We start from the raw sequence: 25,360 nt of genomic DNA on the forward strand, positions 1-25,360 counted from the left end.
TCGGGGCTTTTCTGTATTTGGTGAGATCATTAAACCATTAGTTTAAATTGGTTGCAATAGTTATTTAAACCTTTGGTTGGTATTTTTTCAACTTTAAGTATAATAAGCAAAAGAAAACCCGCACACGGCGGGTTAGCTCTTTTCGATTATTTATTTCTTGTGAATAAGGATAACTGTGGCAACTATGGCCAAGATATCAACAAGCAGGAGAGAAGTTAGGAGGGTCATATTTAGGTTTGAGATTTGATTGATTTCAGAGCTAAATTATATCCCTTAAAGTGTATTAATATACATATTTATTGTTTTCAAAAGAAAACCCGCACTGGGCGGGTTAGATTAAGAGATACGGAATCTTAAGAAGCTTTAAGCATTTCAAATATTCTGCCAGCTCCTTCAATTTCATTGTTGCAGGTAAAAATATTTATATTGGATTTAGATGATATTTCACGCTTCAACATCTCGACATTTTCCTTCATTCTCGCCAGGACTTTAGGGGTAACCTGAAGGTCTTCATCTGTAGGCATTTGTAGTATTAAGTCATATCTAGATGAAATGTTATTAGTGTCGAGTATTTGTAAATCAACTAGGTTTGATTTCATTCTAATGATGGTTTGAGAGGTGCATACATTAAATTTTGCTGTATATCTTGATGTGTGGAAGCCACACGCAATTCTTATATCCCTACCCACTGGAATCTTTAAATCAAATGAATTTTCGTATGATGAATCTAGATCAAGCACAGCAGTCTTAATCCGCTTAGACCATCTTTTATCAACTTGCTCATTTTCAATACCAGCATCTTCATCATCAAACAGACTTTTTAGGGCCGCTGAACCAAGACTGGCTGACTTATAAAGAGCCTGCCTAATAATACCGTTTAGGTTTTCAGATAGTGCACTATGCCATACACTCCCAGAAACCCCATCAATGTTACTATAACCATCATTTTTGAGAATATTAGACTTAATTAGTTTAATTAAACCTTGAAACGATGAAGACTTTGAGCCATAAAGACTATCAATCACAGTTGGGTGAAGTGCATCAAAAACATTTATTTTTTTATCATTAGTCTTAATTACTATAAGAATGGTAATTTTCTCACCACTGTTGGGTATTGGTTCAAAATAAATTGACTTCCACTCAGCATAAAAATTTGGAGCTGGAGGAAATTTATCATTATTAAACATATTAACCTCCAAGCAAGTTCAGTTGAGCAGATTCTGGTGGTGTGGTTATAGCATCTTGTATAAGTGTTGCCAATACGGAATGTCGACTTATCAAAAAATTATTTATGCGCGCGATTATTAAATTATATTCTTGTGAAATATCTTTTGCTTTTGAAGCATCAAGAAGTTCATTTAAGGAGAGGGTGGATATATCATCTTGAATTACTTTTTTTATTTTTGACATTAGTTTATAGATATAGACTTCATTTTCACCTTTGTAGTGCTGAACAATATCTGAGATATTTCCAATTCTATTTGACTCACTGATAGGGCTTAGAGGATTTTGTTTGGGGTGAAAAGCCTTTTCATGATCAATGAATCTATATGTTTCACCATCATATAGAATGTTACTATTATTTCTATCAGGATTTGCAATTAGCTCATCAAAAGCAATCACCGAAGACAACCCTGTGTACTCGAGTATGCACTCCTCTCCTAATTGACTCTCAACTAAAAATCTTTCAAATGAAGGCATATCATACATTTGAGAGCCGTATAAAAATGTCGGTTGAGCAACTGCTATTTGCGGATGATTTGGCTCAACAAGGACAATAATTGGCTTGGGGATGGGTAATCCTAAGGATAAACCTATAATCGAACAAATAATTTCGATAAATAAGCCATCAGGGTTTCGACATTTTTTGATATATGCTGGAATTTCGCCTTTACTCGTAAGGACAAAGCCAGTCCATAGTGGGTTTGAGCCTTTACTACTAGAGCGCAAATCTACCAGCGCTCTTCCGTAAAGCAGATTTTCAGATAAGAAAGTATTAATATCCATAGGTTCCCCAAAAAACACCCAAGCTTCCAAAAGTCTTGCATCGGGTTCATAGTTTATTTATCTAGCCAGTAAAAAAGTCTGGGCAGCTTATAACCCAGAATACTTTTCCAAAAAATCATCTATCCATCCTTGTGCTACTTCAAGATTAGTGATGTCAGCCAGTTTTAGATTGGTTTCTTCTGCCTCGTTAAAGCCCTCAATAATAGCTTCAAAGATATTTGCTTCACTAATGACCTCGTTTGCCATTTCCGCAGCGTCATAGCTCTGTTTGGCTTTTTTAAGCGCGGCTATTTGTTTATCAATTCCTGCGCCAATTTTTTCTAACGCCAATTTAAAGTCTTGACGATTAATCGTTAGTGCGGTTTTAGACTTATTGAGTGTTGCGATCATTATGCTCTTCCTTCAAATTCAGTATTTTGGTTTATGTCGAACTGAGGTTTCTTGTTTATTTTAGATATCTCTATATAGGCCAACCACTTTACCAACAAGTCGACAATCCTCCGTCAGCTTAATGATTTGCTCAGGCCAATTCGGATTTAGGGGTTTTAGGTATGTGTTCCCACCCTCGATGATCAAACACTTAAATGTCGCTTCCGTATCACCAGAACAGGAAACAATAACCAGGTCATCGGTCTGTAGGTCGAAAGTTTGAATGTCAGGATTTACATATATTCTGTCATTCATTTCAAACTTGGGCGACATCGATACACCGGTAACAATTAAACCGTAGCCATTTGAACCACACTTCTTATTTGGTGGAAGCCACTCCTCAACTTCAGCATCTTTAATGACTACTTCAGTTGGAGAAAATGATCCTGCCGCAACCCAGGAGATAACAGGCACCGGTCTGCCATCAAGAAAAACTTTCTTAGTTAGGTCGATATTGTTATCAAGTTTTGTTTTATCGCCTACTACAAGCATTTCACCCGTTCCATCGAGTAACCACCCCGAATTTACACCAGTAAGTGCACTCAGTTTTTGTAGGGTCTCTCTACCTATCTGACCCTTTTTCCACTTTGAAGCTGCTTGAGCACTCAAGCCAATTCCTACAGAGGCTCCAGACCAAGATAGGCCAGCATGATCTAGGGCTAGTTGGATTCTTTCTGCAACGGGTTCCATCTTCATTTCACTATCAAACCTTTGGTTTAAATTATCTATTAAAAAGCTCTAAAAACAAATCAACCTAGGGTTGTTAATAACTTATACCTATGGTTTAATTAAATTATGTTTTTAGTTTAAGACGGTTTAAGATGACAAACCCCGTTAAATTTGCTTTTGATGCTGTTGGTGGCCGCTCTAAAGCAGCTCTATTACTAGGGCGCACCTATATGGCTATGAGTAAAATGGAGAAAAAAGGCCATCTCCCTCGAACCGAATACACAGGCGAAACCAATTATGCCAACACCCTAGCTAACAATAGCGGTGGGAAATTTACGGCACAGTGGCTTTTAGATAAAGCCAATCCCAATAACGAAGTTACACAGGTAACAACATGAGCAAAGTATCAATCGAATTGTCTGCAAGCGCACGCAATAACGAAGCGCTGATATTGCACACACTTGATTCAAGTAATCAAAAAATGGTGGCGGAATCGCTAGGTATAGATGCGAGCACACTATCTCGAATGAAGACCGATAAAAAAGATAGTAATAATTTAACTCAGGTTGAGTTTATAAGCGCATTTGCTACTGCTTTAGGATTGAAGCTGGTGAGTGAGCGTGATGTTTTTTGTTCACCCGAAATCGCTGAAGCAACAAGGGTTTATTTAAGTAATGCATTCAGCTCGCCTGAGTACATGCGAATTTTATTTAAATAAAAAACCACTTTCCTGCGTGAACAGAAAAGCGGTCGGTAATTCAAATGGAGTACAGATGAATATGAAATCAAATTTACCACAACACCCATGTAAGGGCAAATGTACGGCGTTTAAAGAAGAGCAGTGCAATACCTGCTTAATCGCCGTTGAAGCTGAATTCTTACCTGGTGACGTTGTTGTCTACTCAGACAGCATCGATATCAACTCGCTACACACAATCGAAGCATATCAGCCGAACAATCACTACTGGCTTGCTTGGGATCAACTTGTTCGTCGTGATCAAATTCGTAGCGCAACAACCGCAGAACTTAAAGCACGGCGCCGTTTGCCTGCACCTGAAATGCAAGGGGTGACAGAGTGAGTAAGTTTGTACCTAATTCATTTCAGGTTCCGAATGCTTTTGTTGACGAGGTCTTAGGTAAGATCTCAGATGCATCATGCAAGCTGTATCTTGTTATATGCCGTAAAACACGTGGCTGGAATAAAGAGATGGATTCAATCTCTTTAACCCAGTTTGAAGCGATTACGGGTAAATCTAGACCAACCGTAATCAAGTGTGTTCGTGAGCTAATTAAGGTTGGTTTGGTGGTGGAAATGGCAAGTACGTTCCACGGAAATACCTACAAACTTGGTGAAGAATCAAGCATCGGATTGGTTGTTAATTTTCCTAGTAAAAATATTTTACTAGATGGGAATCAATTAATTGCTAGTAAAAAATCTTTACCACTGCTAGTTAAAAATTTTAACTACGCTAGTAAAAATATTTTACCTTTGCTAGTAAAAATTCTTTACACACAAAGTATCACTATCAAAAACAACTCTACAAAGTTTAAAAAAATAAATAAAAAAAGTGAGCGTGTTTCTGAACCTGAAAAACAGGAAGTTAAAAACTCATTCGACGCCAAGTTGGTTGAGTTACCTGTGAACGTAAATCGTGATCTGTGGAACAGTTTTGTTGATATGCGCAACGGCTTGAAAAAACCACTCACTGAAAACGCTGTGAATCTTGTTCTGAAAAAACTCAACGGTTATGGCGAACTAGCAAATCAATCCTTGGAAACTTCGATCATTGGAAATTACACAGGGATTTATGCGCCAAAGCAGCAACTCCAGTCACAACAACGACCAAGCCAAAATCGCAACGTGAATGCAGCATGGGCCAATCAACCGCAATTCAGTGGACAGGCTGGACACACTGAAATACCTGAGGACTTCGCATGAACGCAATGACTCTGATCAAAAAAGGTTTTCAAGCAGTGGAAGCGTATTGCGCTATTCACCAAGTCGCAAAAGTTCAAGCCGGTATATATCAAATCTGCCCCAAGTGCGCCGTGTCTGATGTTGAAACCACGAATAACGAACGTCAAGCGGAAGTTGATCGCATCGTTCGTGAAAAACATTTTTCAGGTGCCATGCTTCCAGCACGTCATGCTGAATCAGGATTTAGAAGCTACAAGGTAAACCCAAACAACCAAGGCCAAGCGAATGCACTCAATCAGTGTGTGACATACACAAAATCATTCATAAGCGGCAGTAGATCAAACTTGATTCTTGTTGGTTCAACTGGTGTGGGTAAAACCCATTTAAGTTGCGCTACGGCGCGGACGTTGCTCAACAAGGGTATGTATGTTCGCTATATCACAAGTGAAGAACTAGCACAGAGGATCATGTCGGCTTGGGACAAGAACACAAAAGATCAGTCCGAAGAATCAGTGATCTATGATTTCACGCAATACGACCTGTTGATTCTTGATGAGTACGGATTGCATGACCGCGAGAAACGCCTTGAGTTGGTTCACAAGGTTTTGTATGCACGCTATGACGCAGGTAAGCCAACAATGCTGATTTCAAACCTAACGATTGCCGATCTCGAAAAGGATTTAGGCGACCGTCTCTGGTCTCGCTTTCAGCATGATGGATTGACTGTGGTTGAGTGCAATTGGGGTGATCAGCGTGTGGGTGGTGCAGCATGAAAAATAACAATTTAATTCAAAAAGTAGGTGGAATTGAAAGGGCTAGAGAGATTTTGGAGGGTGCGCCTGATGGGGCTACGCACATCAACCCGTCTGAATATTACTTTAAGGCTGTAATTGGTGGTGATTGTGAAATGTGGAATCCATATAAGCAAGTTTGGTTTCAAACGTATGTTTCCGTATTTGATACTTTTCAAACACTGGATGACCTCCGCACCGCAATCGAACTATCCGGAATTTCCGGACAGCTGGAGGTATTAGAGATGATTCACATTAGTCCGAGTTGCGTGGTGATTGAGAGATGAAATCTAAATTCGAAGCATGGTTCACCCAACAGTATTTTTATTCACAGCTTAAATACATTCACGGCGACCGTTTATTTGATTTCGATGGTGGGGTTGGGTACCGAAATTTAACCGCGCAAGTGGCCTATATGGCTTTCTGTGGGCGTGATGGGGAGTGTGTTTTGGGTGGTGCTCAAACTTCTGGAAATCAACCTGAAAGCATTGTGGTTGATAGGGCTGATGGTGTTGCTCGAACTATACGAGTTAAGTGCACAAAGTGTGGTCACTATCTAACGGGCTGCTACTGCTATAGCGATGTTCGCCATGACTCCAAATAACTTCCTGATCTGCATGATCATGCTCATCATCTTCGCCGTGTTTGCATCATCACAGTACGGCGTACATCACGCATTGGGGTACTTATGAAAATCGGAGATATTGTTCAATGCGATTCTGTTGCTGATGCGCCGTATCGCACAGTTCTGGGTGTAAAAACAGAAGATGGGCAGCAGTACATTTTAATCAATTTTGGCAACTGGTCGGGCTGGGTTCCTGTTGATGCTTACAAGCATGTTCTTTGTAACAGTGAGTCTAAATGAGTGAGCAGTATTTCGGTTGCTGAGTATCAAAAGTTAATTAAGTCGCAGCCTAAGGTTAAAGCTAAACGGCCTAAGCAGGTTAAAGCTGAACGAGTGGTGAGTGAGGGTGAAGCTACTCTCGCACAGCACTTGAAAGCACATGGCGTTAGCTTTGAGCAAGAGTTTAAGTTTTGCGTAGATCGTAAATGGCGGGCTGATTTTCATATTGTTGGCCACAAGTTACTTGTAGAGGTTGAGGGTGGGATCTGGTCAGGTGGGAGGCATACGCGGGCAAAAGGTTATATCGGGGATATGGAGAAATATAACGCGGCTGTAGGGCTGGGTTATCGAGTGCTGCGGTTTAGCACGGAGCAGGTTAAGAGTGGGTTTGCGGTTAATGGGATTAATGGACTTCTGGGGTAAGAAACGATGAATGTGGCAGTGACGATTATGCAGGCAACAGATTGGAAAAAGTATAGCTTTGAGGGGTGGTGTCGTCAGCTTGGTGCTTGGATCAATGGTGACAATGAAACAATGGTGCGAATTGTGAAAATCATGCCACTAAAACGAATCACTCAAAAACACAGAGAAAAATTACTCGCTATGTATATAGGTGATAAAAATTTGAAAGATCGGTTATGTGTGCGCCGTAAGGGAACATGTTGCGAATTAGATAATAACGAAGCGCGTGCAATACAAAAGCTTCTAATTGATCTGCAGTCTGTGGATGATGAAGTGGTTCAGGAGTGGATCGGGGCGATCTGGTGGCATTATGTGATGGGTGAATCGATTCGTGATATTGCAAAGAGTAATGATACATATATAGCCCAAATACAACAGGATATTAAATGCGGTTTAGCATTCATCAAATCTCGTTACCCGCATTTTCAGATTGAAAAGTTCACCAAGAGTATTGATAAGGATGCTCAGCCCGCTTGACTGAATATACGGGGTATGGCATATTCCTGTTATAGTGGACGAAGTTATAGTAATTCACTGGATAAGCCTCGCATTTGCGGGGTTTTTTAATGTGTGCAATTGTTCCAGGTAGTCTTCTAACAATAAAGAAATTATGCATGGCTCGCTGCACAGTAAAGTATTTAAATTTTCAGAATTAATTACAACAGATAAAGTTTTGATTAAACATCTAAGATATTGATTGTTAATTGATCGATTGAGTGGTTTTGTATTAAATAAGTAAATATATGTTATTGATGAACATCACATAATATGTAATATTTTCGACATGGTAGATAAGGCATAACGTCTACCAGAGTGAAGTTCACTCAAACTTTATAGTCCAATCTTTTATAAAGGGGTTGGGCTTTTTTTATGCACCCATAGCTCAGTTGGATAGAGCGGCCCCCTCCTTAGTTGTCACTTTTTTGAAATAATTGATGTGTGCTTTGGATGTTACCTCAATGAAAATATTATTATATTGAAATTATTTGCTTAAATTTATTTTTATGTGTTATTTTTTACGTATTACAATTAACTGGTGTTTTTAGTCGCTAAACTCAATGTAATCTCGTTTATAATCAGCAATAAGTTGGCTGCGTATTCCTTGGAAATCGGTGATTGGTTTCAGCTGCTTTTTCTTGAAAAAGCAGCTTTTTTTATGTCTAAATTTCAATTAAGCGTGCCGAATTAGATTTTTTTTAACTTTTATAGATGGTAGATTTTTTCTGTCTTTAATGTACACGCATACTCTAGATGGTTTGGATGATCATTAATAATGCAGTGGCTAACTTATGTTCTGCTGGGTGTGTGAGTTTTTAGGGGGGGCTAGCTATTATTTTATTGTAATTATGTGTATATGTATTAAACTTAACGACATAATATTAAATATATACATTAAATGGCACGCATATGGATAAAAAATTTACACTTTGCATATTACAGCAAATATATGAATTTATTTTAGCAGAAGAGGATGTTAACAAAAGAGACTCTCGTTTAAATGCGGTGAGATTTTTCTCTGAATTAAATTTAGGAACGAAATCATCTTTTAGATACGAATGGCCCTATAAGGTGTCTGGGCAGTTCGGTAATGTTGTGGTTATAGATCTAGAGGGTGCTCCCGATTTTTTTAGTAAAGACTTGTTTGTTAATTGGGCATATGACAACTTGAATTAATATTATAATGGAAATCCATATTTTACCTGCATAAAGAGAAGCAAGGTGAATAAAAACATATGGGATTATCCGTTTTAATTGGTGTGGTTATTGGCAGCCTTATAGGATTCTTTAGCTATTCACAGATTTTTGCTCGTTATGATGCAGTCGTTGCATCTTGTGTGACAGTAAATCAGGCAGTGGATAACAAATTGTTAACAATAGAACAGGTTAAGCAGTTGGGTGTTTTAACAGGTAATAGTCTTCGGGCTGATCATCAAACGGTAGCAAGTAAATTTAATTTATCAAACAAACAAATCATCAGTGCATCTAAAGATTCAGTTTGTAGTCAATTTCTTGTTGGTGTAAATCAGGCTAATTAAAAAATTATTAATTTAGTTTGATATGAATAAAGTCTTACTATTTTTTGTTTATTTGCATCGCATTTAAACTTATCGAATTCGATACCTTTAACCTCGCTACACGGCGGGGTTTTTATTTGCCTGAAGGAAAATGAAATGCACAAACCCAGTATCTAGAGTTTGCTGATTAGCTAAAGACTGTTTAAGCAAACACGTTTAGGCTCCACGAAAGAGGGCACAACCCACACAGTTCATCGAGTGTGAATAGGATGTGTAGGAAAGCAACAACCAGAATTGGGAGTGATGCCCCGCATTGAACTGAATGACGAAACCGAAAAATAAAGAATACTGTGCCTATTCAGTGGTTCTTTAAAGTAGGGAGTAGCTATGGACCACAGCATAGAACTTCTGTGGTAGCTAAGCGCCCATATTTGAAATAAAAATACATAAAATCAATAATTGATTTAAGTTCTTGTAATATAACGATAATTTGACATTTATTGCTGTCAGTGTTTTAATTACTAGAACAACTACTGATCAATAAAAGGAGTCATAATGGGCTTTCAAAATGAAATAAGACTTATGCCACGAGCCGGCAAGCAAAACGTACACCTTGTCGGCTATGTAGCAGATAAAACGAATTGCGCTATCTATGTAAAATCTTCCATTATCACTGATGGTGATGGCGCTATAGATAGACGTGAGGTTATGCAGATTATCTTGAGTAAGCACTCTGATGGAGCGGAGATATTGCTGCAGTCTGTTTGTGATCTAGGTCTACAGGATATTACTGATTAATGGTAATACCTACTAACCAGACCAACATCAGATCTGGGTAGTGCCACAAGTCAGGGATTTAATTTCTTTAAGTTTAAATCCTTGACAAAACCCCTAATATTTTTACCGACCCAAAAGGGTCTTTTTTTACGCCCAAGGAAAAAATGATGAAAATAAAAATGCTGGCAATCGGCTTGATTTGTGCAGTGTCAGTTGTAGGGTGTGCGCGTGACGCAGCAGTTGCATCGAAAAACCTTTCTTATGCAGCAGATAACTTTGAATTAGATCGCCGTATTGTTTTTTATAATGGCATTACTGGTGAGTACATTTTAACGATTGAGGGGAAATGTTCATTTGATGCCGTGAGTGAACGCAAGGTCGATGTGACTTGCAAAACAAGTGGTTCTGAATATAAAAAACACTCCCTTGGTATTTCTGACAATGTTACTTATTTTTCTGAGCAGTTGACTAGCAAAGGTGTGAGCGCCTATCACTACAAGGTTGCATTTAAGCCACAGTCTATTATTCCTGATATTGATCTGAAGGTTCAGTAGTCTATAGATCATCAGATTTCTGCTGCTTTAGTAGGCATTACTTATGCATTAATTTATGTTTTAAACATGTTGGTATTATTTGCTAATTAAAACATACATTTAGTATCTATTAATTGGTATTTTATGATGTTTTATTTGGGGTGTAAAAAGCATAAATTTCTAACTGTCAGCAAGGCATAAGTAGAAAAGAATACAATGCTGATTGTAAACTTTCACACCACCACCTTAGGGTGGTTTTTTAATGCCTAAATTTTAATTCCCCCGAATTCGACGGAATTAAACGCCGTGGACAATCATGAACATTCAAAAATACAAAGCCCTAACCAACAAGAAGCCCATCAAAACAAAACCAAGAACTAGGCCACTGCCTAAGGCAACACAGAAATATCTGGATGCATTTGAACGACTCAAGGAAATTCTTGACCGTATGGAAATCAAGTATGAAGAATACTTTCACTTCAAAAGCACAAAACATTGGCGTTTTGATTTACACCTTGTTGAATATCGAATGCTGATCGAAATTGCGGGTGGTCCATGGTCAGGCGGCCGCGGTGGAAAACTTGCTACCAAGGCTTGGAGTATGGATCGTTACGATGTGGCTGAAGAAATGGGATACAGGTTTATGCAGTTCATGCCTGCTGATATTGATATTGGCCGCGCAACTGCTTGGTTAAGAGGATTGAAGGCTCATGGAGCAGATCAGACCATTTCCACCGACTGACTTTATTGATCAGGCTGAGGAAGAAGAAGCAATTCGACTTGTGCCCGCCGTGGATCTAAAGGAGTGGGTGGTTGAGAACTTCTTGACGCTTGAAGGCACCTTACATAATCCTGATCACGACCATATTGCCGAGCTGCTACATGACAGTGAGCAATTCTTAGCATTCGCATGGGCATCATCGGCCGCCGTGGCCAAAAAACGCATGGTGTTAGGCCAGTGCGAAAAGGTGATGTTTAATCAAGGTGGATGGAAAAAGGCTCGTCAAGAACAACAGATGCGTGACTGGTTTGGATTCGTACCGATCTATTTAATTACTATCGACGCATCATTCTGTGAGCAAGCTTCTGACCGTGACTTCTGCGCTTTGATTGAACATGAGCTATATCACATTGGCGTTGAGCGTGATGAAGACGGCGACATTATTTATAGCGATCATACCGGCCTACCTAAGCATTATTTGGCCGGTCATGACGTTGAAGAATTTATTGGTGTGGTCAAACGTTGGGGAGCAAGCGAAAGCGTTAAGCGTCTTGTTGAAGTCGCACAGAATCCGCCGTTTGTACCCGATTTAGATATAGCGAAGTGCTGCGGCAACTGCGTAATCAATTGAGCCAATAGGCTCTTTTTTTTGCCTGCTTTGTTTTACGTAGTTTTACGAAGGTGGGTTTATGGCAATACTAAGAGAGCCTGTAAAAGTCTTTATAGTTCAGTCTCTTGCTTGCTTTGATACCCCCCAACAAGTAGCAGAGTCTGTAAAACAAAACTATAATATAGAAATTGAGCGTCAGCAGGTTGCCGCTTATGATCCAACCAAGATAACTGGAAAGAATTTAAGCAAAAAACTTAAAGAGTTATTTTATAAAACTCGTAAAGATTTCAATGAGAATATTGAAGATATCCCGATTGCTAACAAGGCTTTTCATTTTAAAGAGCTTCAGCAGATGTATAGCGACTTTGAGAAAAACAAGGTCATGAAAGCCAAGGTTTTAAAGCAGGCCCAAAGTTTAATTCAAATGAGTGGCTCAATAGCGAAAGGCGGGCTATCCGCCAAAGAAGAAATTGAGCTTGAGATTAAAAAGCTCGAACTAGAAAAACTCAAGCGTGAGGTAAATCCCCCAGAGGTTCGACCACCTGACGAGGATTATAAGGTGGTATTGCGACCTGACGAGGAAATTCCAAATGAGCCAATTCTTTAATCCTCCAGACGGCGCAGTAGAGTTAACACCAAAACAGGCGAATATCTATTTATGGGGTTGGCAGCCTGAGGCACGTTTTCGAGATGCGGTCTGTGGTCGGCGTTTTGGTAAAACATTTTTAGCTAAAGCAGAGATGCGCCGTGCAGCTCGTTTAGCTGCGAAGTGGAACGTGTCGGTAGAAGATGAAATTTGGTACGGTGCCCCTACATTTAAGCAAGCTAAGCGGGTATTTTGGAAACGGCTAAAGCAAGCCATTCCACCGTCTTGGCGTGCAGGTAAGCCCAATGAGACTGAATGTAGTATCACGCTTAAAAGTGGTCATGTTATTCGTGTTGTTGGTCTTGATAATTATGATGACTTACGTGGATCAGGCTTATTTTTTCTGATTATTGATGAGTGGGCTGACTGTAAGTGGGCAGCTTGGGAAGAAGTTTTAAGACCAATGCTATCTACATGTAAGTACATCGTGAATGGTGTGTACCGTGTTGGCGGTCATGTTCTAAGGATAGGAACGCCTAAAGGCTTTAATCACTGTTATGACACGTTCATGGATGGGCAGCCTGGGCATGAGCCAGATTGTCGTAGTTTTTCCTACACATCATTGCAAGGTGGAAATATTCCTGCATCTGAGATCGAAGTTGCTAAACGCAAGATGGATCCTAAGACGTTTAATCAGGAATATGAAGCAGGTTTCGAAAGCTATCAAGGTGTTATTTATTATTGCTTTAATCGAATAACGAATGCATCAAGTGAGACGGTCAAATCTAATGATGTGCTGCATATTGGAATGGACTTTAACGTTACCAAAATGGCAGCCGTGGTATATGTCCGCCGTGGTGAGACCATGCATGCTGTAGATGAGTTCGTTAATCTGTTTGATACACCAGCCATGATTGAGGCTATACAGAAAAAGTATCCTGATCACAGTATTGGCATTTACCCAGATGCTTCTGGAGAAAACCGTAAGTCAAGTAATGCGAGTGAAACGGATTTAGCTTTGCTAAGGAAGGCGGGCTTTAAGGTTCACGTGAACGCTAGAAACCCAGCAGTAAAAGATCGGATTAACTCAATGAATGGAATGCTCTGCAATACTGTGAATGAGCGCAGATTATTTGTGAATGTCACGGCGTGTCCGAATTTTACGAAGTGCTTAGAGCGTCAAATCTATGATGATCATGGACAGCCCGATAAAAAGGCGGGCTTTGATCACATGAATGATGCGGGTACATATCCAATTGCTTACCTCTTCCCAGTGGAGAAGAAGATGGTTGGAGTTCGGCGTATTCGAGGTATGTCTTAAACACTGCACCCAATTGGGTGCTTTTTTATGGGTATTTATATGGCAGTTACAGATCAACATCCGCAGTATGCTGCGGCAAAGAAAAGCTGGCAAACGATGCAGGATGCGAGTTCTGTGGCTGGCGAAGATACAATTAAATTAGCTACAACCACATATCTACCTAAGTCCGCAGGGATGATAGAAGCTGAGAAGCAAGATGGCTTAAATCGGAGCATATATGATGGTTATTTGATGCGTGCTCAATATCCGTTATGGGTGCAAGATTCATTACGTACGATGATTGGGTTAGTATCAAAACTTACACCCGATATCCAGATCAAAAGCTCACTGCTGGCACATTTAGAGCAGAATGCCACAAGTGATGGTTTTGGCCTTAAGCAGCTACTTATACGAGTGGTGGATCAGATACTTCAATCTGGTCGCTGTGGGATTTATATTGATGTCGATAGTGAGGGAAAACCTTACTTTGCACTTTACGATGCCTTATCAATCATCAACTGGAAGGAAAACAGCGTAGGTGGTCGTCGTGATCTAAACCTAGTGGTCCTTGAAGAGCAGTACAACAATGGTGAGGATGAGTTTGGGCACAACACAAGAACAGTTCGCCGTGTATTAAGGCTTGTTGAAGGGGAGTTGATTGTCCAGCTATACGATGGGAATAATATTGAAGATAAAACCCCGTCCATTGGAGATAAAAAACTTAACTTCACGTTGTTTGTATTTGCTGGTGCCACCGATAACTCGCCCGATGTAGGTACCATCCCATTACTAACCATGGCAAAGGCTGCATTAAAGTACTATCAGCTATCGGCAGATTACTTCCAATCATTGCATCACACGGCGCACCCGCAGCCATGGATTAGCAATATGGACGATGAAGATGATCTAAGTGTTACTGGTCCAATGGCAGCCTGGCTATTACCAAAAGACTCGTCATGTGGTTATCTTGAGATCAATGGGGTGGGCATCGATAAAACTAAAGGTGAGATGGATGCTCAGAAAAACGCTGCATTAGAAGCGGGTGCCAAGGTTATTGATACTAACTCGCAAGAGTCGGGTGAAGCCCGCCGTGCGCGTCAGGACGATCAGCATGCAAGTCTGCATAGTATTGTGACCTGTGCTGCTGAAGCAATCGAGCAGGCCCTTAAGTATGCGGCTCAGTGGCTTGGGCTTAATCCCGATGATTGCGTATTTACGGTTAAGCCTGAGTTCTCAAATAAATCTTATGACATTGAGCTTGCTAAGCAGCTGTTTGAAGGAGCATTAGCGGGTCGCAACTCATTCCAAACCTACTGGGAATACTTGGCCACTGGCAAGATGCCTGAACGGGACTATAAGGCTGAGTTGGATCTGATTGAGCAAGAAACAAATAACCGACCTAATGGTAACTACGTCCCGTATCAAGGTGTAGGTGATGAATAATCAGGCGTTGTTGCAATCAATCCTCGATGCAATGACGCAGCACAATAGTTATTTGCAACGATTATCAACTCAATCCGTAAATGAGATTTTACGAAAGTTCGACAAGCTTTCGATCACGGCGTTAAACAGTTTGCGAGATGCTTTGGATGAGCTAAGTGAAGCTGAATTAAGAGCATTAGCTGCAGCAACTTATACAACCCCACAATTAGTTGAGGTTCGAGAGATAATTAGGTCGTGGGGACAAGGTATAGCGACAGAGTTGCCCGCAATACTGTTGGATTCATCGGTGGCCTTGGCAGCATATGAGTCATCATATATTTATAAGCTGGCCAACAAGAAGGCACCGGCAGTCAGCGGCACCACGCTTTTAAATAAGGCGAAGAAAAAGCCCTATGCAGGCGGCCAACTCCTAAATCATATTTTCCCCAGTGTTGCGGAAAACTTAAGGCAGAAAGCTGAACGAGTTATTCGAAGCGGTATTGATGAAGGCCAAACGAATCAGGAAATCATTCGGCGAATTAAAGGAACCAAGAAGTTAAATTATAAAGATGGTCTCTTGGATCAGACGCGCAATACCATTGATGCTGAGGTGAGAACAGCCAGAGCGCATGTAAGTTCAGATGCATATCTAGAAACTTGGAAAGCGTTAGGGTTTGAACACACTCGTGATGTGGCCACACTGGATGGGCGTGTCACAATGTTATGTGCCAGTCGTGATGGTCGAGTACAAAAACTGGGTGAAGGTTATCAGCGTGTCCCATATCACTACCGATGTCGAACCGTGCAGGTTGGTTGTGATGCTGATGGTGAAATGCTTGGTCTACGCCCTTATGTCGCTGATCATCGCGCCGTGAAGAATATCCCTAATGATGAACGCGAAGGCAAGATCGGTCAGGTCAATGCCAATGAAACCTATACACAGTGGTTTAGTCGTCAAAATGAAAGCTTTCAGCGCGAATGGTTGGGTAATAAACGCTATGAACTCTATAAGAGTGGTGGTTATTCAATGGATAAGTTTATTGATCCGCTAAGTGGTGAGAAATTCACACTTAAAGAACTCCGAGTTTTGGATGAAGCAACATTTAAGGATTTAGGATTATGAAAGTAATAAGCCGCGGTATCCAATCTGAGTTACAAACCTATACGGCATCATGTGGTAAATGCGATTCTGTGCTTGAGTTTCAAAAGAATGAAGCGCGAGTTACTAGTGATCGAAATGAAACTATATATGTGGTGAATTGCCCAGTGTGCCGCAATGACATTTGGATTGCATCACACGCCTTGAAGCTAAAACTTATAGAGCTGAAATCTGATCCAAATAAAGGGTGGGATGATGCGCGAGATGCGATGTACCAAGCATCAAAATGAACCAAATTCAACTTAAGCACCTTCGGGTGCTTTTTTATTGCCTGAAGCAAAGCTAAGGGCGCAACCAAATCCGCTAGGCGGTTATTCAAGGAATATAAAATGCCAGACCAAATTGATTTAAACAATCCGGAAGTACAGGCAGCCATTCAAAAAGCAGCAGACGAACAGGTTCAAGGCCTAAAGGCTAAAAACAATGAGCTTATTCAGGCCAATAAGGACCTTAAAGCCGAATTGGGGGGGATTAAGTCTCAGCTTGAAGGTGTGGATCTTAATGCGGTCAAGGATTTACTTAGCAAAGCAGGTCAAGACGAAGAAACCAAATTAATTGCCGAAGGCAAGATTGATGAAGTTATTCAGAAGCGTACCGAGAAGATGCGCCAAGATCATGAAAAGCAAATGGCTGCTGTAACTGAAAAAGCGGTTAAGGCTGAAGCCTATGCAAATCAGTTTAAGCAATCTGTTGTTAAAGGTCAGATTGCCCAAGCATTTAGTGGAATTGGTGGTTTAGCCGAGGCTACTGACGATGTCACGGCGTTAGCTCTATCTCAATTTGCCATCAATGAGCATGGCAATGCAGTCATGATCGGTGCCGATGGTGAGCCAATCATTGGTAAAGATGGAACCAATCCATTAAGTCCGAAAGAGTGGGTAGAAAACCTCAAGGAAAACAAACCTTATTTCTTCCCGCGTGCAAATGGAACAAGTGCACCTGGTTCCGGTACCGCAGTTAAAAAATGGTCTGACTATTCAGAATCAGAACGGGCTGCAATTGCTCGTGAAAACCCAAATCAATTTCAACAGTTATTAAAGACAAAGGACAATTAATATGCCAGCAACCCGTTTAGCTGATATTTTCGTTGGTGATTACTACCAGGCGCTACAGCCAGTCAATTCACCAGAAAAAACCGCCGTGTATCAATCAGGCATTATTGCTAAAAATGATGCTTTAGATAGTGTGGCTAGTAATGGTCAAGGTACTTCAACGATTTCTTATTGGCAGGATTTAGATGCCAATGAAGAAGCGAATATTTCAACTGATGATCCGGATCAAAAAGGCAAAGTTGGCAAGGCCACTCAAGGCACCATGCGTGCACGTACCCTTTACCTGAATAAGCCCTATGGAACCGCGGATTTAACCACTGAATTGGCAAACAGTGCGCCAATGCAGCATATCCGTAACCGCTATGGGAAGTACTGGGAACGCCAATGGCAGCGTTATTTACTTGGTGCAGCACGTGGCGTTATTGCATCGAATATCACCAACAATGGTGGCGATATGGTAATTGACGCGGGTGCAACCATGACAGCCACGGCGATGCAAGATGCTGCATTTACTGCAGGCGATGCGGCAGATCAATTCGCTGCGATTGGTGTGCACTCTGTTGTAATGAAGCAGATGGTCCAAAAGGACTTGATTGAATATATCAAGGACTCGCAAGGTAATGTGATTCTTACTACCTACCTCGGCAAGCCAATCTTTATGGATGATGGCCTAACCTACGGAGCAGGTAAATACTTGTCTATGTTCTTTGGCTCTGGTGCATTTGGTTATGGCGAAGGCAATCCAACCAATCCTGTGGAAGTAGGGCGTGATTTGTTGGGTGGTAACGGTGGTGGTTCTGAAATCATTGTTGAGCGTAAGACTTACATCTTGCAGCCTGCTGGCTTCTCATGGGTTGGTGAAGATGATCCCAATAAAACCCCAACGATTGCCCAGTTTTCAGATTCAGCAAACTGGAAGCGTGAATTCGACCGTAAGTTAGTGCCTTTCGCAGCAGTGATTTCTGGGGCTTAATAAAAAAACTAAGCGGTTACGGCCGCTTTAGTTTGGAGTAAATACATATGAAAATTATATATACAGCGAATATTCCTGAAGTACGTAAACAAGATGCTTGTTATCGCGATTCCTTTTTAGGTGTTATCTCGGGTGCCACCTCAATTGAAATTGATGACGATTTCCCCGATGCGGATTTGGTTGATCAGGCTTATGCTTTCTTAGGCGCACAGCCATTAACTGCCACTGTGTCGGTAGGTCTTACGCCAGAGCTTCAAGCCGTCCTCGATGAAGCAAAAGCTGAATGTGAGAAAATTCAGGCTGAAAATGCTGATTTAATCTCTGATCTGAAAGCTGCTTTAGATGCAAAAGATCAGTTTCAAGCCAAACTAACAGAAACAGAAGGTCAGTTAAGTGTAGTGCAAGCTGAAAACACTGAACTGAAAGCCAAAGTTACAGAGTTTGAAAAAGCTGTTGTTAAAAAACCAACTGCTGCAGAGTTAAAAGCGGCTAAAGCTGCTGAAGAAGCAAAAGCAGCAGAACAACAACCGCAGGAATAACCTCATGAGCTTTATCACCCAATCCGAAGCAGAACAAAACGTCGATGGCTTTACCGCTTTATCTGAGCGTGATAAGGCTCAATATATTAAGAAAAGTGAAGCGTATTTAATTGCACGTAAGGTTAAGCCTTGCGACGATCCAAACGATGCACCTGAGCCACTCAAAGATGCTTCATATGAAATCATCAAAGGGATTATGGCTGGTGTGCTGTATACAGATAAAGACCAAGTACTTAAACGCAAAAAGGTTAAAGCCGATACGGTTGAATCTGAAAAAGAGTTTCAAGAAGGCTCTGTGGCCATTAGTGGATTAGAACAATACATCATTGATCTGATTGCGCCTTATACGAAGAAATCATCTGTACGTATGTTAAGGAGAATCTAGTGGGCTTACGTGATGAAATCCAAGCCGATATTGCAGAAGCCTTTAATGAAGATCTAGCTGACGCCGTGCATAGCTTTACATGCTCCAAAGCGATCAATAGCGGCGACTTTGATTTTGTGACACAGACTTATCCAGTAACGACTATAGAAACATATCAGGGGCGCGGTGTGCTGTTTGGTAGCTTTGCAAAGCAACTGGTCAAGCCGAGTGACTATCAGGCGGAGGATGCTAAAGCCATTGTGTTGCAAAATGAAGTTATGGCTGTACCGCAGATTGGTGATGTTTGGGACACGGTGAAGGGTAAATTTAAGGTGATTGATGTTGACGCTGATGCTGCCGATGTGACTTGGATTTGTCAGATTAGAAAGGTGTAAAGTTTTACCGGTTGTTATAGTATTTCTCTAAATTTAGGGGGATTTATGGATAAGAAGAGCTTAGAGGAAAAGATAAAGAATACTGTGTTTTGGTTGAGTTACGCCTGTGTTATATATCTTGTTATCGGGTTCTTATTTGAGACCGCTTGGCTATCTAAGCCATACTCGCTCAAGTGTGCTTTTAGTTTAATCAAGGATGCTTTGCTGGTTACAGCAGCTTTTCTTGCTCCTGTTGCTGCATTTGTTTTGTTTAGTGACTGGAGGGAGCAGCATATAGAAAAACTTCTCGAACAGGAAAGCTCTGAGATATACGCACTGTACATCGCCATAATAGATACTTGGGAGCAATATAGATTTGGTGTTGAGAATGATGAGCTTTTTACCCAAAGCACAATAGAATCTAGAGAAATAAAGCACTTTGGACTAATTGATCGGGTTGAAAAGGCAATTCAAAAAACTGAGCAACTTCAAAGTAGGGATATTAAGACGAAAGAATTCACCGAATTGGCTCTAAAGAGCTTTAAGGATATTAGAAACATAATTTTCGAGCTAGACATTTTAGGCGGATTTAAGGAAAAACAATTTAATCCACAAAAGTATAATTTTGAATACACTGATGAATTAGACAGCCAATTCTCATCTCGAATGGAATTAAATTACCAGGGGATGCAAGATCAGATGATGAAAGGTTTTATGGATGTTTACAGGAACAAGGAAAAGCTATTTTCATTGAGCACAGGCCTGAAAATACGAAATTAATCACAACCCACACCAGTGGGTTTTTTTACGAGTAAAAATTATGTCTTGGACAAATCCGCCGACGAATTTTGCGTTGCAAGTCTTGAAAGATGGCGATGAGCATTTACGGAAAGTAGCTGCGGAAATGCTGCAGCAAGTGATTATGGGTAGTCCTGTTATGGACGGGGCTTTTCGCTCAAACAATATAATTTCAATTAATGCACCAGATAATAGTGCGATTGCTGGTACTGGAAATACAAAACCCAAAGGCAGTCTAGATCAGAAAACATTTGATGATGGTGCGCAGAAGATACTGCAAGCAAAAATTGGCGACACAATTTATCTTCAGAACAATTTGCCGTACGCCGTGGCCTTGGAAGATGGGCACTCACAACAGACACCTCTCGGCATCTACTCAATCGCTTATATGAATACGGTGAATAAATTCAAATGATGAAACAGCAGCAAGCCGAGCTTGAAATATTCAAACGCATCGGCCAGTTTACCGCCGTGGATAAAGATAATTTACGCATTGAAAATCAGCCAACCCGTGATGGTATGCCATTCAAACCACCAAGCAATAAACCATGGTGTAGAGTTCATGTGAATTACGGCGATAGTGGGATTGCAAGCATTGGTAATAGTCCTGATATTCGGGATTATGGGTTTATCTCAATCCAGTGCTTTGCACCACTTAACACCGGTACGATTGTAGTCGCAGCCATGTGCGATGAGTGGCGTGAATTACTGCAGTCATACACCGTATCCCATCTTGAGATATATAAGGTCCATGCACCGCGAAGCATTGAAGATAAAGACTTTTACGCTAAGATAGTGAGAGCAGAATTTAGGGTGAACTAATGGCATTTAATCTTACACTTGAAGAAATTGAGTTTAAACGACAAGAATTAGAACAGCATTTAGCTGAGGTGATGAGTCGAGAGCTCACTGAGTGGCAACGAAAGAATTGTCTATGTGTGCAGGATGTGAATGTTCGACTTGCTTCGAATCACTCACTTGGCTCTGCAAAAACGAATATTGTTACTGGCGTAAGTGTGGATTTAGACTACAAGCCATAATTACAAAATAACTTATCCTCCAATCAAACCGCCCTTACTGGGCGGTTTTTTATACCCAAAGAAAAACCCCGATAGCTACAACTATCAGGGTTTCGATTTCCAGTTGAACGTGCAAGAACAAGAGGAAAGTAATCTGTGATCAAAGATACCAGTTTTTCATTCAGTATGCTAGGAGTCAAGATGAGTGTAATTAACTTAAGTCCTGAAAGTTTTGTTTATTTCTTTGTGTGCTTGGTATGCATTTATGCGGCAATAAGAGCAATCAACCTTGGCTTTAAGTACACAGAAAAACGTCTAAATTTACGATAAGAGCTATTTAAATCAGAGCACCCAATCGGGTGTTTTTTTATGCCAAAAATTAAGGAGACATTATGTCATCTGGAGCAAAGCAGGTCACACGATATGGTGTGGAAACAACAGTTGGAACGGCAGCAGCAAAATGGCAGACACTTGGATTTACGTCAAATAGTCTTGATGCTGCACCACAAACAACCGAATCACAAACAATCAAAGATACCCGAATTGCAGCGGGCACACTGGTTACTGGTGTAGAAGTTACTGGTGATATCGAAACTGAGTTCGCTTACGGCATTCAGGATGAATTATTGGAGTGTGCGGCCTTTAATAAATGGGCTGCAAATGTACTCGCTTTCGGTGGCACCACTCGAAAAACCATTTCTGTGGTACGTGGCTTTACTGACGTAGACAACTATCACCTATTCACTGGTTGTCACATCAATACATGGACACTATCGATTCCAGATTCAGGCATCGTAACGTCGAAATTCTCAATCATGGGAATGGGTCGTAAAGCGTCAGCAGTAGTACCAACTGGAACGGTCACGGCGGCAGTAGATGCGGTTCAATTCACAAGCGTATCTGTGGGCGATATCTTAATTGATGGCGCCGTAAAGGATGGTATGTGCGTATCGCAGCTTGATTTGACTATCGACAACTCAATGCAGATCCAAAAATGCTTAGGTAAAAAAGACAATAACGGCATCGGTGCAATTCTTGAAACACTTATGAAAGGCTCGGGAAGTGTGACAATTTCATGGTCCAAGAATACTGCTGAACTTTATGAAAAGCAGTTTTTGAATATTCCGATCGGGCTGTCGTACTCACTGGCTGATTCGGCCGGTAATAAATATGTGCTGGCACTACCTCAAGTGTTGCTATCAGCCCCATTGCCAAGCGGTGGCGGTGGTGATCTGCTTACAACTCAATTTAGTTTCACCGTTAAAGATGCGGCACCAACATTGACGCGTGTACCTGTAACTCCGTAATGAATCAAATATAAGCCCACTGCATTAGCATGGGCTTGGCTCTAAATTTGGAATAACAAAATGGCTTTAAAAGTAGCAATTCAAAAAAGTAAAGAAGTCGCATTGTGGCGTGAATATAAAGATGATGATGGCAATGTACTTGCTGAATTTAAGATTCGTGGCGATGGCTATAAACCGTATCGTGTTGCGTTAGAGCGTGCGAATAATCAGATTAGTGCAAAAGGCTTTGATGTTGCTGGTGCTGGTGATGATAAGCTGTTTCATGAGTTGTTGATTGAAGCAGCGGCATGTCACTTAATCGCTGACTGGAAAGGCATTGAGTTCGAAGAGGATGGCGCAATCATTGAGCCAACTTGTGGCAAAGAAACCGCAACAAAACTTCTGAGCATGGGCGACATCGGCATAGCTGTGTGGGTATTTGTGAAAACCCAAGCCCAAACTATTCAACAAGAAGCCGATACTCATGAGGCCGATATCCTGGGAAAGTCGACCACCTCTATAGATACCACAGCTCTGAATGGGACACTGAAAAAGCGCGTGAAATCTACAAAAGGACAGGTGTAAAGCCACCTGATTTTATTGAGCCACCTGAATATTCATACGTAGCAAACGCAATCCTCTCCGCTTACAACACAATTGCTCGATCAAGGCGCTATGAGCAAAGCACACCGCTTGCGCTAAGTCTTGCTGATATTGAATCTTACTGCGATATGTATGATATTCCGATTGATGTGCATATCTTTGTGAAAGCAATTCTAGCAATTGATGATGCATTTTTGGATGAGGTTTATAAGAAGGCGCCGTGAAGCGGTTTTTGATATTCGAATAGGGTTTAGTGAAAAAATTATAAATACCTTTAAACCCTTTAACGGTATCTTAAAGGGTTTAAAGGTATTCAGCTTACTGGATTTTTAAACCTATAGGATAGTTTTAACTTATTGATAATTAAAACATTGACCGAGATTTTTCACTATTCTCAGGAGCTGTAACCTTTTTAAAATCAGTTAGATAGGATTTAGATTAGTTCTTGTTTATGAACAATTATAGGTTGACTAATATCGCTTGTGTGATATTTTAATAAACATTAACCCATATTAATGTTAGTTTGCATTAATAGAGCGACTAGGAGTAGAGAATATGAATTACAACTTACTGGCTTCATGCTTAGCTGATGGCTACGGTATTGGGTAGTTTACAAATTAGATAAAATCAAGCATCCTGTACGGGTGCTTTTTTTGTGTCTAAGTTATGGAAATTGATAATATTATATTGTTAAGAACTTTGATTTTGGTAATTCCATTTTTGATTTTATTTGGTTTTTTCTATTCAAGAGTTCGAGATACTTTTTTTCTAAAACCGAGAACTGATATTCAAATAAATATTATTATGATCTGCCTAGCTATAGTTTTTATAGAAACAGTTTATTGGAATATTGAATTAAAGAATTACGAGTTTTTTGGATACGACCTAAATAGTTCGAGCGCGAGCGATGGCTCTAATATAATATTGATTTCATTGGGTATATTGGCTGCTGTTTTTGGTTGGTTATTTACATATAGGGGGCAAGTGCTGACAGCAACAAGAAGTCACTCCATTCAAACCTTGATGGCTTCAAGGTTATCTAATGAATACATGGAGCAGGTGAGGTTCGCGACAGAAGTATATAATAATTATAAAAATAATAATTTAAATCAAATTAGTCACGCTGAATTCAATGAACTAACGGGTGAAAAGATTGCGGCGATTCTTTACTTGTTAAATTATCTGGAGTTTATTTCTGTTGGCATACGTTTTGGCGACTTAGATGAAAAACTTATGAAGAATACGATGAAGTCAATAATAGGTGCAAATTACACTTTCTTTGAGCAAATTATTAAAGAGAAGCAGGCCAAGTCCCCGTCACTATATGAACACCTTACAGCCCTAAACAATAGGTGGAATGCCAAGTAATTTTTATTGGTAGTCAAAGCGCCTTAATGTGCAATGTAAATAAGATGAACCACCTCAGGGTGGTTTTTTTATATCCAATAAATCATAATGTTGTCACTTAAGAAATATTGTGATGACATGAAAAAAATACTTTTGATGGCTTTGGTGGTTGGGTTGGTTGGGTGTGGTAAGTCTCAAAAAGAGAAAGAGATGGAAGAAATGGAAGCACAGGTAACACAGTCGATGACAAAAGAAATTCGTGAAGGAAAAACATGGGACTACTACTCAACAACCAATAGTAGCGGATTGACTATTCAAACTTGGGCTTTAATTGACGAGGGCGCTGTATATAAATCTCCATACGCAAGATTGATTGTGCAAAAACTATCTAGCGGCATAGATAAGGTATCAATAATAGCTGAGCACACTGAATTTGGGTGTAAGCAGGAGTACTGCTCTTTTGTGGCAAAATTTGATGATACAGAACAAACATATACTTTTGATGCGTCAACATCATCGCCAAACAGGCAGGTTATTTTAAAGTTGTTGGATTCTGAGGTCCCGCAATTTATCGATATGTTGAAAAAGTCCAAAAAATTAACTGTTAGTGGCGGATTCTTTATGGTGGAGATGCCTAGCGCAACCTTTAATACAGACGGCTTAAGCAAACTAAAAGTATCCCCGTAGTGCTAATAAATAACTAGCCAGACCCACTTCGGTGGGTTTTTTATTACTTAATTTTCAGCCCACTTCCTGTGGGCT

39 protein-coding genes are annotated in these 25,360 nt (G+C 40.4%); 35 read left to right on the plus strand and 4 right to left on the minus strand.

Annotation, left to right across the window (positions count from 1 at the left end):
- Positions 1 to 353: 353 nt before the first annotated feature.
- The 4 genes from FD716_RS06005 to FD716_RS06020 form a co-directional block, all read right to left on the minus strand.
- Positions 354 to 1,187 (minus strand): hypothetical protein, encoded by an 834-nt coding sequence (locus tag FD716_RS06005; RefSeq protein WP_139851440.1) that lies wholly within the window; start codon positions 1,185 to 1,187, stop codon positions 354 to 356.
- Position 1,188: 1 nt separating this feature from the next.
- Positions 1,189 to 2,007 carry a HipA family kinase gene (locus FD716_RS06010; protein ID WP_139851441.1) on the minus strand — a complete coding sequence of 273 codons (819 nt, stop codon included), beginning with the start codon at positions 2,005 to 2,007 and terminating at the stop codon, positions 1,189 to 1,191.
- An 87-nt stretch (positions 2,008 to 2,094) separates the two neighbouring features.
- Positions 2,095 to 2,397 (minus strand): hypothetical protein, encoded by a 303-nt coding sequence (locus FD716_RS06015; RefSeq protein WP_139851442.1) that lies wholly within the window; start codon positions 2,395 to 2,397, stop codon positions 2,095 to 2,097.
- A gap of 60 nt (positions 2,398 to 2,457) precedes the next feature.
- Positions 2,458 to 3,126: a LexA family protein gene (locus FD716_RS06020; protein ID WP_139851443.1), complete on the minus strand. Its 669-nt coding sequence runs from the start codon at positions 3,124 to 3,126 to the stop codon at positions 2,458 to 2,460.
- Between the two features lie 131 nt (positions 3,127 to 3,257).
- Between FD716_RS06020 and FD716_RS06025 the strand changes: the two genes are divergently transcribed.
- The 35 genes from FD716_RS06025 to FD716_RS06185 all read left to right on the plus strand — a co-directional run bounded on the left by FD716_RS06025 (position 3,258) and on the right by FD716_RS06185 (position 25,285).
- Positions 3,258 to 3,503, plus strand: a complete 246-nt coding sequence (locus tag FD716_RS06025; protein ID WP_139851444.1) for a hypothetical protein — start codon at positions 3,258 to 3,260, stop codon at positions 3,501 to 3,503.
- Entirely contained in the window at positions 3,500 to 3,823 is a 324-nt protein-coding gene (locus FD716_RS06030; RefSeq protein ID WP_139851445.1) for an XRE family transcriptional regulator, read from the plus strand. The genes FD716_RS06025 and FD716_RS06030 overlap by 4 nt, the downstream gene beginning before the upstream one ends.
- 55 nt (positions 3,824 to 3,878) lie before the next feature.
- On the plus strand, positions 3,879 to 4,184 hold the full coding sequence (locus tag FD716_RS18830; RefSeq protein ID WP_171476963.1) for a hypothetical protein: 306 nt from the start codon (positions 3,879 to 3,881) through the stop codon (positions 4,182 to 4,184).
- Complete coding sequence (locus FD716_RS06035; RefSeq protein WP_139851446.1) at positions 4,181 to 5,044, plus strand: replication protein; 864 nt, start codon at positions 4,181 to 4,183, stop codon at positions 5,042 to 5,044. The genes FD716_RS18830 and FD716_RS06035 overlap by 4 nt, the downstream gene beginning before the upstream one ends.
- Entirely contained in the window at positions 5,041 to 5,796 is a 756-nt protein-coding gene (locus FD716_RS06040; RefSeq protein WP_139851447.1) for an ATP-binding protein, read from the plus strand. Before FD716_RS06035 ends, FD716_RS06040 begins: the two co-directional genes overlap by 4 nt.
- Positions 5,793 to 6,101 carry a hypothetical protein gene (locus FD716_RS06045; RefSeq protein ID WP_139851448.1) on the plus strand — a complete coding sequence of 103 codons (309 nt, stop codon included), beginning with the start codon at positions 5,793 to 5,795 and terminating at the stop codon, positions 6,099 to 6,101. The genes FD716_RS06040 and FD716_RS06045 overlap by 4 nt, the downstream gene beginning before the upstream one ends.
- A complete protein-coding gene (locus tag FD716_RS06050; protein ID WP_139851449.1) occupies positions 6,098 to 6,418 on the plus strand; it encodes a hypothetical protein in 321 nt (106 codons plus the stop codon). Before FD716_RS06045 ends, FD716_RS06050 begins: the two co-directional genes overlap by 4 nt.
- An 84-nt stretch (positions 6,419 to 6,502) precedes the next feature.
- Complete coding sequence (locus FD716_RS18835) at positions 6,503 to 6,679, plus strand: hypothetical protein (protein WP_171476993.1); 177 nt, start codon at positions 6,503 to 6,505, stop codon at positions 6,677 to 6,679.
- The gene (locus FD716_RS06055; RefSeq protein ID WP_139851450.1) at positions 6,680 to 7,081 is read left to right on the plus strand and encodes a DUF559 domain-containing protein; all 402 of its coding nucleotides are present in this window, start codon (positions 6,680 to 6,682) and stop codon (positions 7,079 to 7,081) included.
- A gap of 6 nt (positions 7,082 to 7,087) precedes the next feature.
- A complete protein-coding gene (locus FD716_RS06060; RefSeq protein ID WP_139851451.1) occupies positions 7,088 to 7,597 on the plus strand; it encodes a hypothetical protein in 510 nt (169 codons plus the stop codon).
- Positions 7,598 to 8,527: 930 nt separating this feature from the next.
- A complete protein-coding gene (locus tag FD716_RS06065) occupies positions 8,528 to 8,794 on the plus strand; it encodes a hypothetical protein (RefSeq protein ID WP_139851452.1) in 267 nt (88 codons plus the stop codon).
- Between the two features lie 59 nt (positions 8,795 to 8,853).
- Positions 8,854 to 9,156, plus strand: coding sequence for a hypothetical protein (locus FD716_RS06070; protein ID WP_139851453.1), 303 nt, complete (start codon positions 8,854 to 8,856; stop codon positions 9,154 to 9,156).
- Positions 9,157 to 9,690: 534 nt separating this feature from the next.
- Entirely contained in the window at positions 9,691 to 9,933 is a 243-nt protein-coding gene (locus FD716_RS06075) for a hypothetical protein (RefSeq protein WP_139851454.1), read from the plus strand.
- A gap of 146 nt (positions 9,934 to 10,079) precedes the next feature.
- On the plus strand, positions 10,080 to 10,466 hold the full coding sequence (locus FD716_RS06080; protein ID WP_139851455.1) for a beta-sandwich lipoprotein: 387 nt from the start codon (positions 10,080 to 10,082) through the stop codon (positions 10,464 to 10,466).
- Positions 10,467 to 10,761: 295 nt separating this feature from the next.
- Positions 10,762 to 11,187: a hypothetical protein gene (locus FD716_RS06085; RefSeq protein ID WP_139851456.1), complete on the plus strand. Its 426-nt coding sequence runs from the start codon at positions 10,762 to 10,764 to the stop codon at positions 11,185 to 11,187.
- Complete coding sequence (locus FD716_RS06090; RefSeq protein WP_139851457.1) at positions 11,156 to 11,797, plus strand: putative metallopeptidase; 642 nt, start codon at positions 11,156 to 11,158, stop codon at positions 11,795 to 11,797. Before FD716_RS06085 ends, FD716_RS06090 begins: the two co-directional genes overlap by 32 nt.
- Positions 11,798 to 11,855: 58 nt before the next feature.
- A complete protein-coding gene (locus FD716_RS06095) occupies positions 11,856 to 12,383 on the plus strand; it encodes a DUF2280 domain-containing protein (protein WP_139851458.1) in 528 nt (175 codons plus the stop codon).
- Entirely contained in the window at positions 12,367 to 13,683 is a 1,317-nt protein-coding gene (locus FD716_RS06100; RefSeq protein WP_139851459.1) for a phage terminase large subunit family protein, read from the plus strand. Before FD716_RS06095 ends, FD716_RS06100 begins: the two co-directional genes overlap by 17 nt.
- 39 nt (positions 13,684 to 13,722) lie before the next feature.
- Positions 13,723 to 15,105 (plus strand): DUF4055 domain-containing protein, encoded by a 1,383-nt coding sequence (locus FD716_RS06105; protein ID WP_139853624.1) that lies wholly within the window; start codon positions 13,723 to 13,725, stop codon positions 15,103 to 15,105.
- A complete protein-coding gene (locus tag FD716_RS06110; protein ID WP_139851460.1) occupies positions 15,098 to 16,207 on the plus strand; it encodes a structural protein in 1,110 nt (369 codons plus the stop codon). The genes FD716_RS06105 and FD716_RS06110 overlap by 8 nt, the downstream gene beginning before the upstream one ends.
- A complete protein-coding gene (locus FD716_RS06115) occupies positions 16,204 to 16,473 on the plus strand; it encodes a hypothetical protein (protein WP_228714918.1) in 270 nt (89 codons plus the stop codon). Before FD716_RS06110 ends, FD716_RS06115 begins: the two co-directional genes overlap by 4 nt.
- A 99-nt stretch (positions 16,474 to 16,572) precedes the next feature.
- Positions 16,573 to 17,298, plus strand: coding sequence for a hypothetical protein (locus FD716_RS06120; RefSeq protein ID WP_139851461.1), 726 nt, complete (start codon positions 16,573 to 16,575; stop codon positions 17,296 to 17,298).
- A gap of 1 nt (position 17,299) precedes the next feature.
- Positions 17,300 to 18,268 (plus strand): phage coat protein, encoded by a 969-nt coding sequence (locus FD716_RS06125; protein ID WP_139851462.1) that lies wholly within the window; start codon positions 17,300 to 17,302, stop codon positions 18,266 to 18,268.
- A gap of 47 nt (positions 18,269 to 18,315) precedes the next feature.
- Positions 18,316 to 18,807, plus strand: coding sequence for a hypothetical protein (locus FD716_RS19035; RefSeq protein ID WP_228714919.1), 492 nt, complete (start codon positions 18,316 to 18,318; stop codon positions 18,805 to 18,807).
- Positions 18,808 to 18,811: 4 nt separating this feature from the next.
- On the plus strand, positions 18,812 to 19,192 hold the full coding sequence (locus FD716_RS06135) for a hypothetical protein (RefSeq protein ID WP_139851463.1): 381 nt from the start codon (positions 18,812 to 18,814) through the stop codon (positions 19,190 to 19,192).
- Positions 19,192 to 19,566, plus strand: coding sequence for a glutamate 5-kinase (locus tag FD716_RS06140; RefSeq protein WP_139851464.1), 375 nt, complete (start codon positions 19,192 to 19,194; stop codon positions 19,564 to 19,566). The genes FD716_RS06135 and FD716_RS06140 overlap by 1 nt, the downstream gene beginning before the upstream one ends.
- Before the next feature lie 45 nt (positions 19,567 to 19,611).
- Entirely contained in the window at positions 19,612 to 20,325 is a 714-nt protein-coding gene (locus tag FD716_RS06145) for a hypothetical protein (RefSeq protein ID WP_139851465.1), read from the plus strand.
- 40 nt (positions 20,326 to 20,365) lie between these two features.
- Positions 20,366 to 20,758, plus strand: a complete 393-nt coding sequence (locus FD716_RS06150; protein WP_139851466.1) for a hypothetical protein — start codon at positions 20,366 to 20,368, stop codon at positions 20,756 to 20,758.
- Positions 20,755 to 21,165 carry a phage tail terminator-like protein gene (locus FD716_RS06155; RefSeq protein ID WP_139851467.1) on the plus strand — a complete coding sequence of 137 codons (411 nt, stop codon included), beginning with the start codon at positions 20,755 to 20,757 and terminating at the stop codon, positions 21,163 to 21,165. The genes FD716_RS06150 and FD716_RS06155 overlap by 4 nt, the downstream gene beginning before the upstream one ends.
- Entirely contained in the window at positions 21,165 to 21,383 is a 219-nt protein-coding gene (locus tag FD716_RS06160; protein WP_139851468.1) for a hypothetical protein, read from the plus strand. The genes FD716_RS06155 and FD716_RS06160 overlap by 1 nt, the downstream gene beginning before the upstream one ends.
- A gap of 371 nt (positions 21,384 to 21,754) precedes the next feature.
- Positions 21,755 to 22,669, plus strand: a complete 915-nt coding sequence (locus FD716_RS06165; RefSeq protein ID WP_139851469.1) for a phage tail tube protein — start codon at positions 21,755 to 21,757, stop codon at positions 22,667 to 22,669.
- A gap of 60 nt (positions 22,670 to 22,729) precedes the next feature.
- Complete coding sequence (locus FD716_RS06170) at positions 22,730 to 23,233, plus strand: hypothetical protein (protein WP_139851470.1); 504 nt, start codon at positions 22,730 to 22,732, stop codon at positions 23,231 to 23,233.
- 14 nt (positions 23,234 to 23,247) lie between these two features.
- Positions 23,248 to 23,475: a hypothetical protein gene (locus FD716_RS19490; protein ID WP_456049272.1), complete on the plus strand. Its 228-nt coding sequence runs from the start codon at positions 23,248 to 23,250 to the stop codon at positions 23,473 to 23,475.
- Positions 23,476 to 23,917: 442 nt separating this feature from the next.
- Positions 23,918 to 24,619 carry a DUF4760 domain-containing protein gene (locus tag FD716_RS06180; protein WP_139851471.1) on the plus strand — a complete coding sequence of 234 codons (702 nt, stop codon included), beginning with the start codon at positions 23,918 to 23,920 and terminating at the stop codon, positions 24,617 to 24,619.
- 117 nt (positions 24,620 to 24,736) lie between these two features.
- A complete protein-coding gene (locus FD716_RS06185) occupies positions 24,737 to 25,285 on the plus strand; it encodes a hypothetical protein (protein ID WP_139851472.1) in 549 nt (182 codons plus the stop codon).
- Positions 25,286 to 25,360 lie beyond the last annotated feature (75 nt).

It is taken from the genome of Acinetobacter pullicarnis, from assembly GCF_006352475.1.
Taxonomy (GTDB): domain Bacteria; phylum Pseudomonadota; class Gammaproteobacteria; order Pseudomonadales; family Moraxellaceae; genus Acinetobacter; species Acinetobacter pullicarnis.

Coding starts and splice junctions, on each gene's coding strand:
- FD716_RS06005 (WP_139851440.1), bottom strand. CDS start 1,187: ATGTTTAATAATGATAAATTTCCTCCAGCTCCAAATTTTTATGCTGAG.
- FD716_RS06010 (WP_139851441.1), bottom strand. CDS start 2,007: ATGGATATTAATACTTTCTTATCTGAAAATCTGCTTTACGGAAGAGCG.
- FD716_RS06015 (WP_139851442.1), bottom strand. CDS start 2,397: ATGATCGCAACACTCAATAAGTCTAAAACCGCACTAACGATTAATCGT.
- FD716_RS06020 (WP_139851443.1), bottom strand. CDS start 3,126: ATGGAACCCGTTGCAGAAAGAATCCAACTAGCCCTAGATCATGCTGGC.
- FD716_RS06025 (WP_139851444.1), top strand. CDS start 3,258: ATGACAAACCCCGTTAAATTTGCTTTTGATGCTGTTGGTGGCCGCTCT.
- FD716_RS06030 (WP_139851445.1), top strand. CDS start 3,500: ATGAGCAAAGTATCAATCGAATTGTCTGCAAGCGCACGCAATAACGAA.
- FD716_RS18830 (WP_171476963.1), top strand. CDS start 3,879: ATGAATATGAAATCAAATTTACCACAACACCCATGTAAGGGCAAATGT.
- FD716_RS06040 (WP_139851447.1), top strand. CDS start 5,041: ATGAACGCAATGACTCTGATCAAAAAAGGTTTTCAAGCAGTGGAAGCG.
- FD716_RS06045 (WP_139851448.1), top strand. CDS start 5,793: ATGAAAAATAACAATTTAATTCAAAAAGTAGGTGGAATTGAAAGGGCT.
- FD716_RS06050 (WP_139851449.1), top strand. CDS start 6,098: ATGAAATCTAAATTCGAAGCATGGTTCACCCAACAGTATTTTTATTCA.
- FD716_RS18835 (WP_171476993.1), top strand. CDS start 6,503: ATGAAAATCGGAGATATTGTTCAATGCGATTCTGTTGCTGATGCGCCG.
- FD716_RS06060 (WP_139851451.1), top strand. CDS start 7,088: ATGAATGTGGCAGTGACGATTATGCAGGCAACAGATTGGAAAAAGTAT.
- FD716_RS06065 (WP_139851452.1), top strand. CDS start 8,528: ATGGATAAAAAATTTACACTTTGCATATTACAGCAAATATATGAATTT.
- FD716_RS06070 (WP_139851453.1), top strand. CDS start 8,854: ATGGGATTATCCGTTTTAATTGGTGTGGTTATTGGCAGCCTTATAGGA.
- FD716_RS06075 (WP_139851454.1), top strand. CDS start 9,691: ATGGGCTTTCAAAATGAAATAAGACTTATGCCACGAGCCGGCAAGCAA.
- FD716_RS06080 (WP_139851455.1), top strand. CDS start 10,080: ATGAAAATAAAAATGCTGGCAATCGGCTTGATTTGTGCAGTGTCAGTT.
- FD716_RS06085 (WP_139851456.1), top strand. CDS start 10,762: ATGAACATTCAAAAATACAAAGCCCTAACCAACAAGAAGCCCATCAAA.
- FD716_RS06090 (WP_139851457.1), top strand. CDS start 11,156: ATGGAGCAGATCAGACCATTTCCACCGACTGACTTTATTGATCAGGCT.
- FD716_RS06095 (WP_139851458.1), top strand. CDS start 11,856: ATGGCAATACTAAGAGAGCCTGTAAAAGTCTTTATAGTTCAGTCTCTT.
- FD716_RS06100 (WP_139851459.1), top strand. CDS start 12,367: ATGAGCCAATTCTTTAATCCTCCAGACGGCGCAGTAGAGTTAACACCA.
- FD716_RS06105 (WP_139853624.1), top strand. CDS start 13,723: ATGGCAGTTACAGATCAACATCCGCAGTATGCTGCGGCAAAGAAAAGC.
- FD716_RS06110 (WP_139851460.1), top strand. CDS start 15,098: ATGAATAATCAGGCGTTGTTGCAATCAATCCTCGATGCAATGACGCAG.
- FD716_RS06115 (WP_228714918.1), top strand. CDS start 16,204: ATGAAAGTAATAAGCCGCGGTATCCAATCTGAGTTACAAACCTATACG.
- FD716_RS06120 (WP_139851461.1), top strand. CDS start 16,573: ATGCCAGACCAAATTGATTTAAACAATCCGGAAGTACAGGCAGCCATT.
- FD716_RS06125 (WP_139851462.1), top strand. CDS start 17,300: ATGCCAGCAACCCGTTTAGCTGATATTTTCGTTGGTGATTACTACCAG.
- FD716_RS19035 (WP_228714919.1), top strand. CDS start 18,316: ATGAAAATTATATATACAGCGAATATTCCTGAAGTACGTAAACAAGAT.
- FD716_RS06135 (WP_139851463.1), top strand. CDS start 18,812: ATGAGCTTTATCACCCAATCCGAAGCAGAACAAAACGTCGATGGCTTT.
- FD716_RS06145 (WP_139851465.1), top strand. CDS start 19,612: ATGGATAAGAAGAGCTTAGAGGAAAAGATAAAGAATACTGTGTTTTGG.
- FD716_RS06150 (WP_139851466.1), top strand. CDS start 20,366: ATGTCTTGGACAAATCCGCCGACGAATTTTGCGTTGCAAGTCTTGAAA.
- FD716_RS06155 (WP_139851467.1), top strand. CDS start 20,755: ATGATGAAACAGCAGCAAGCCGAGCTTGAAATATTCAAACGCATCGGC.
- FD716_RS06160 (WP_139851468.1), top strand. CDS start 21,165: ATGGCATTTAATCTTACACTTGAAGAAATTGAGTTTAAACGACAAGAA.
- FD716_RS06165 (WP_139851469.1), top strand. CDS start 21,755: ATGTCATCTGGAGCAAAGCAGGTCACACGATATGGTGTGGAAACAACA.
- FD716_RS06170 (WP_139851470.1), top strand. CDS start 22,730: ATGGCTTTAAAAGTAGCAATTCAAAAAAGTAAAGAAGTCGCATTGTGG.
- FD716_RS06180 (WP_139851471.1), top strand. CDS start 23,918: ATGGAAATTGATAATATTATATTGTTAAGAACTTTGATTTTGGTAATT.
- FD716_RS06185 (WP_139851472.1), top strand. CDS start 24,737: ATGAAAAAAATACTTTTGATGGCTTTGGTGGTTGGGTTGGTTGGGTGT.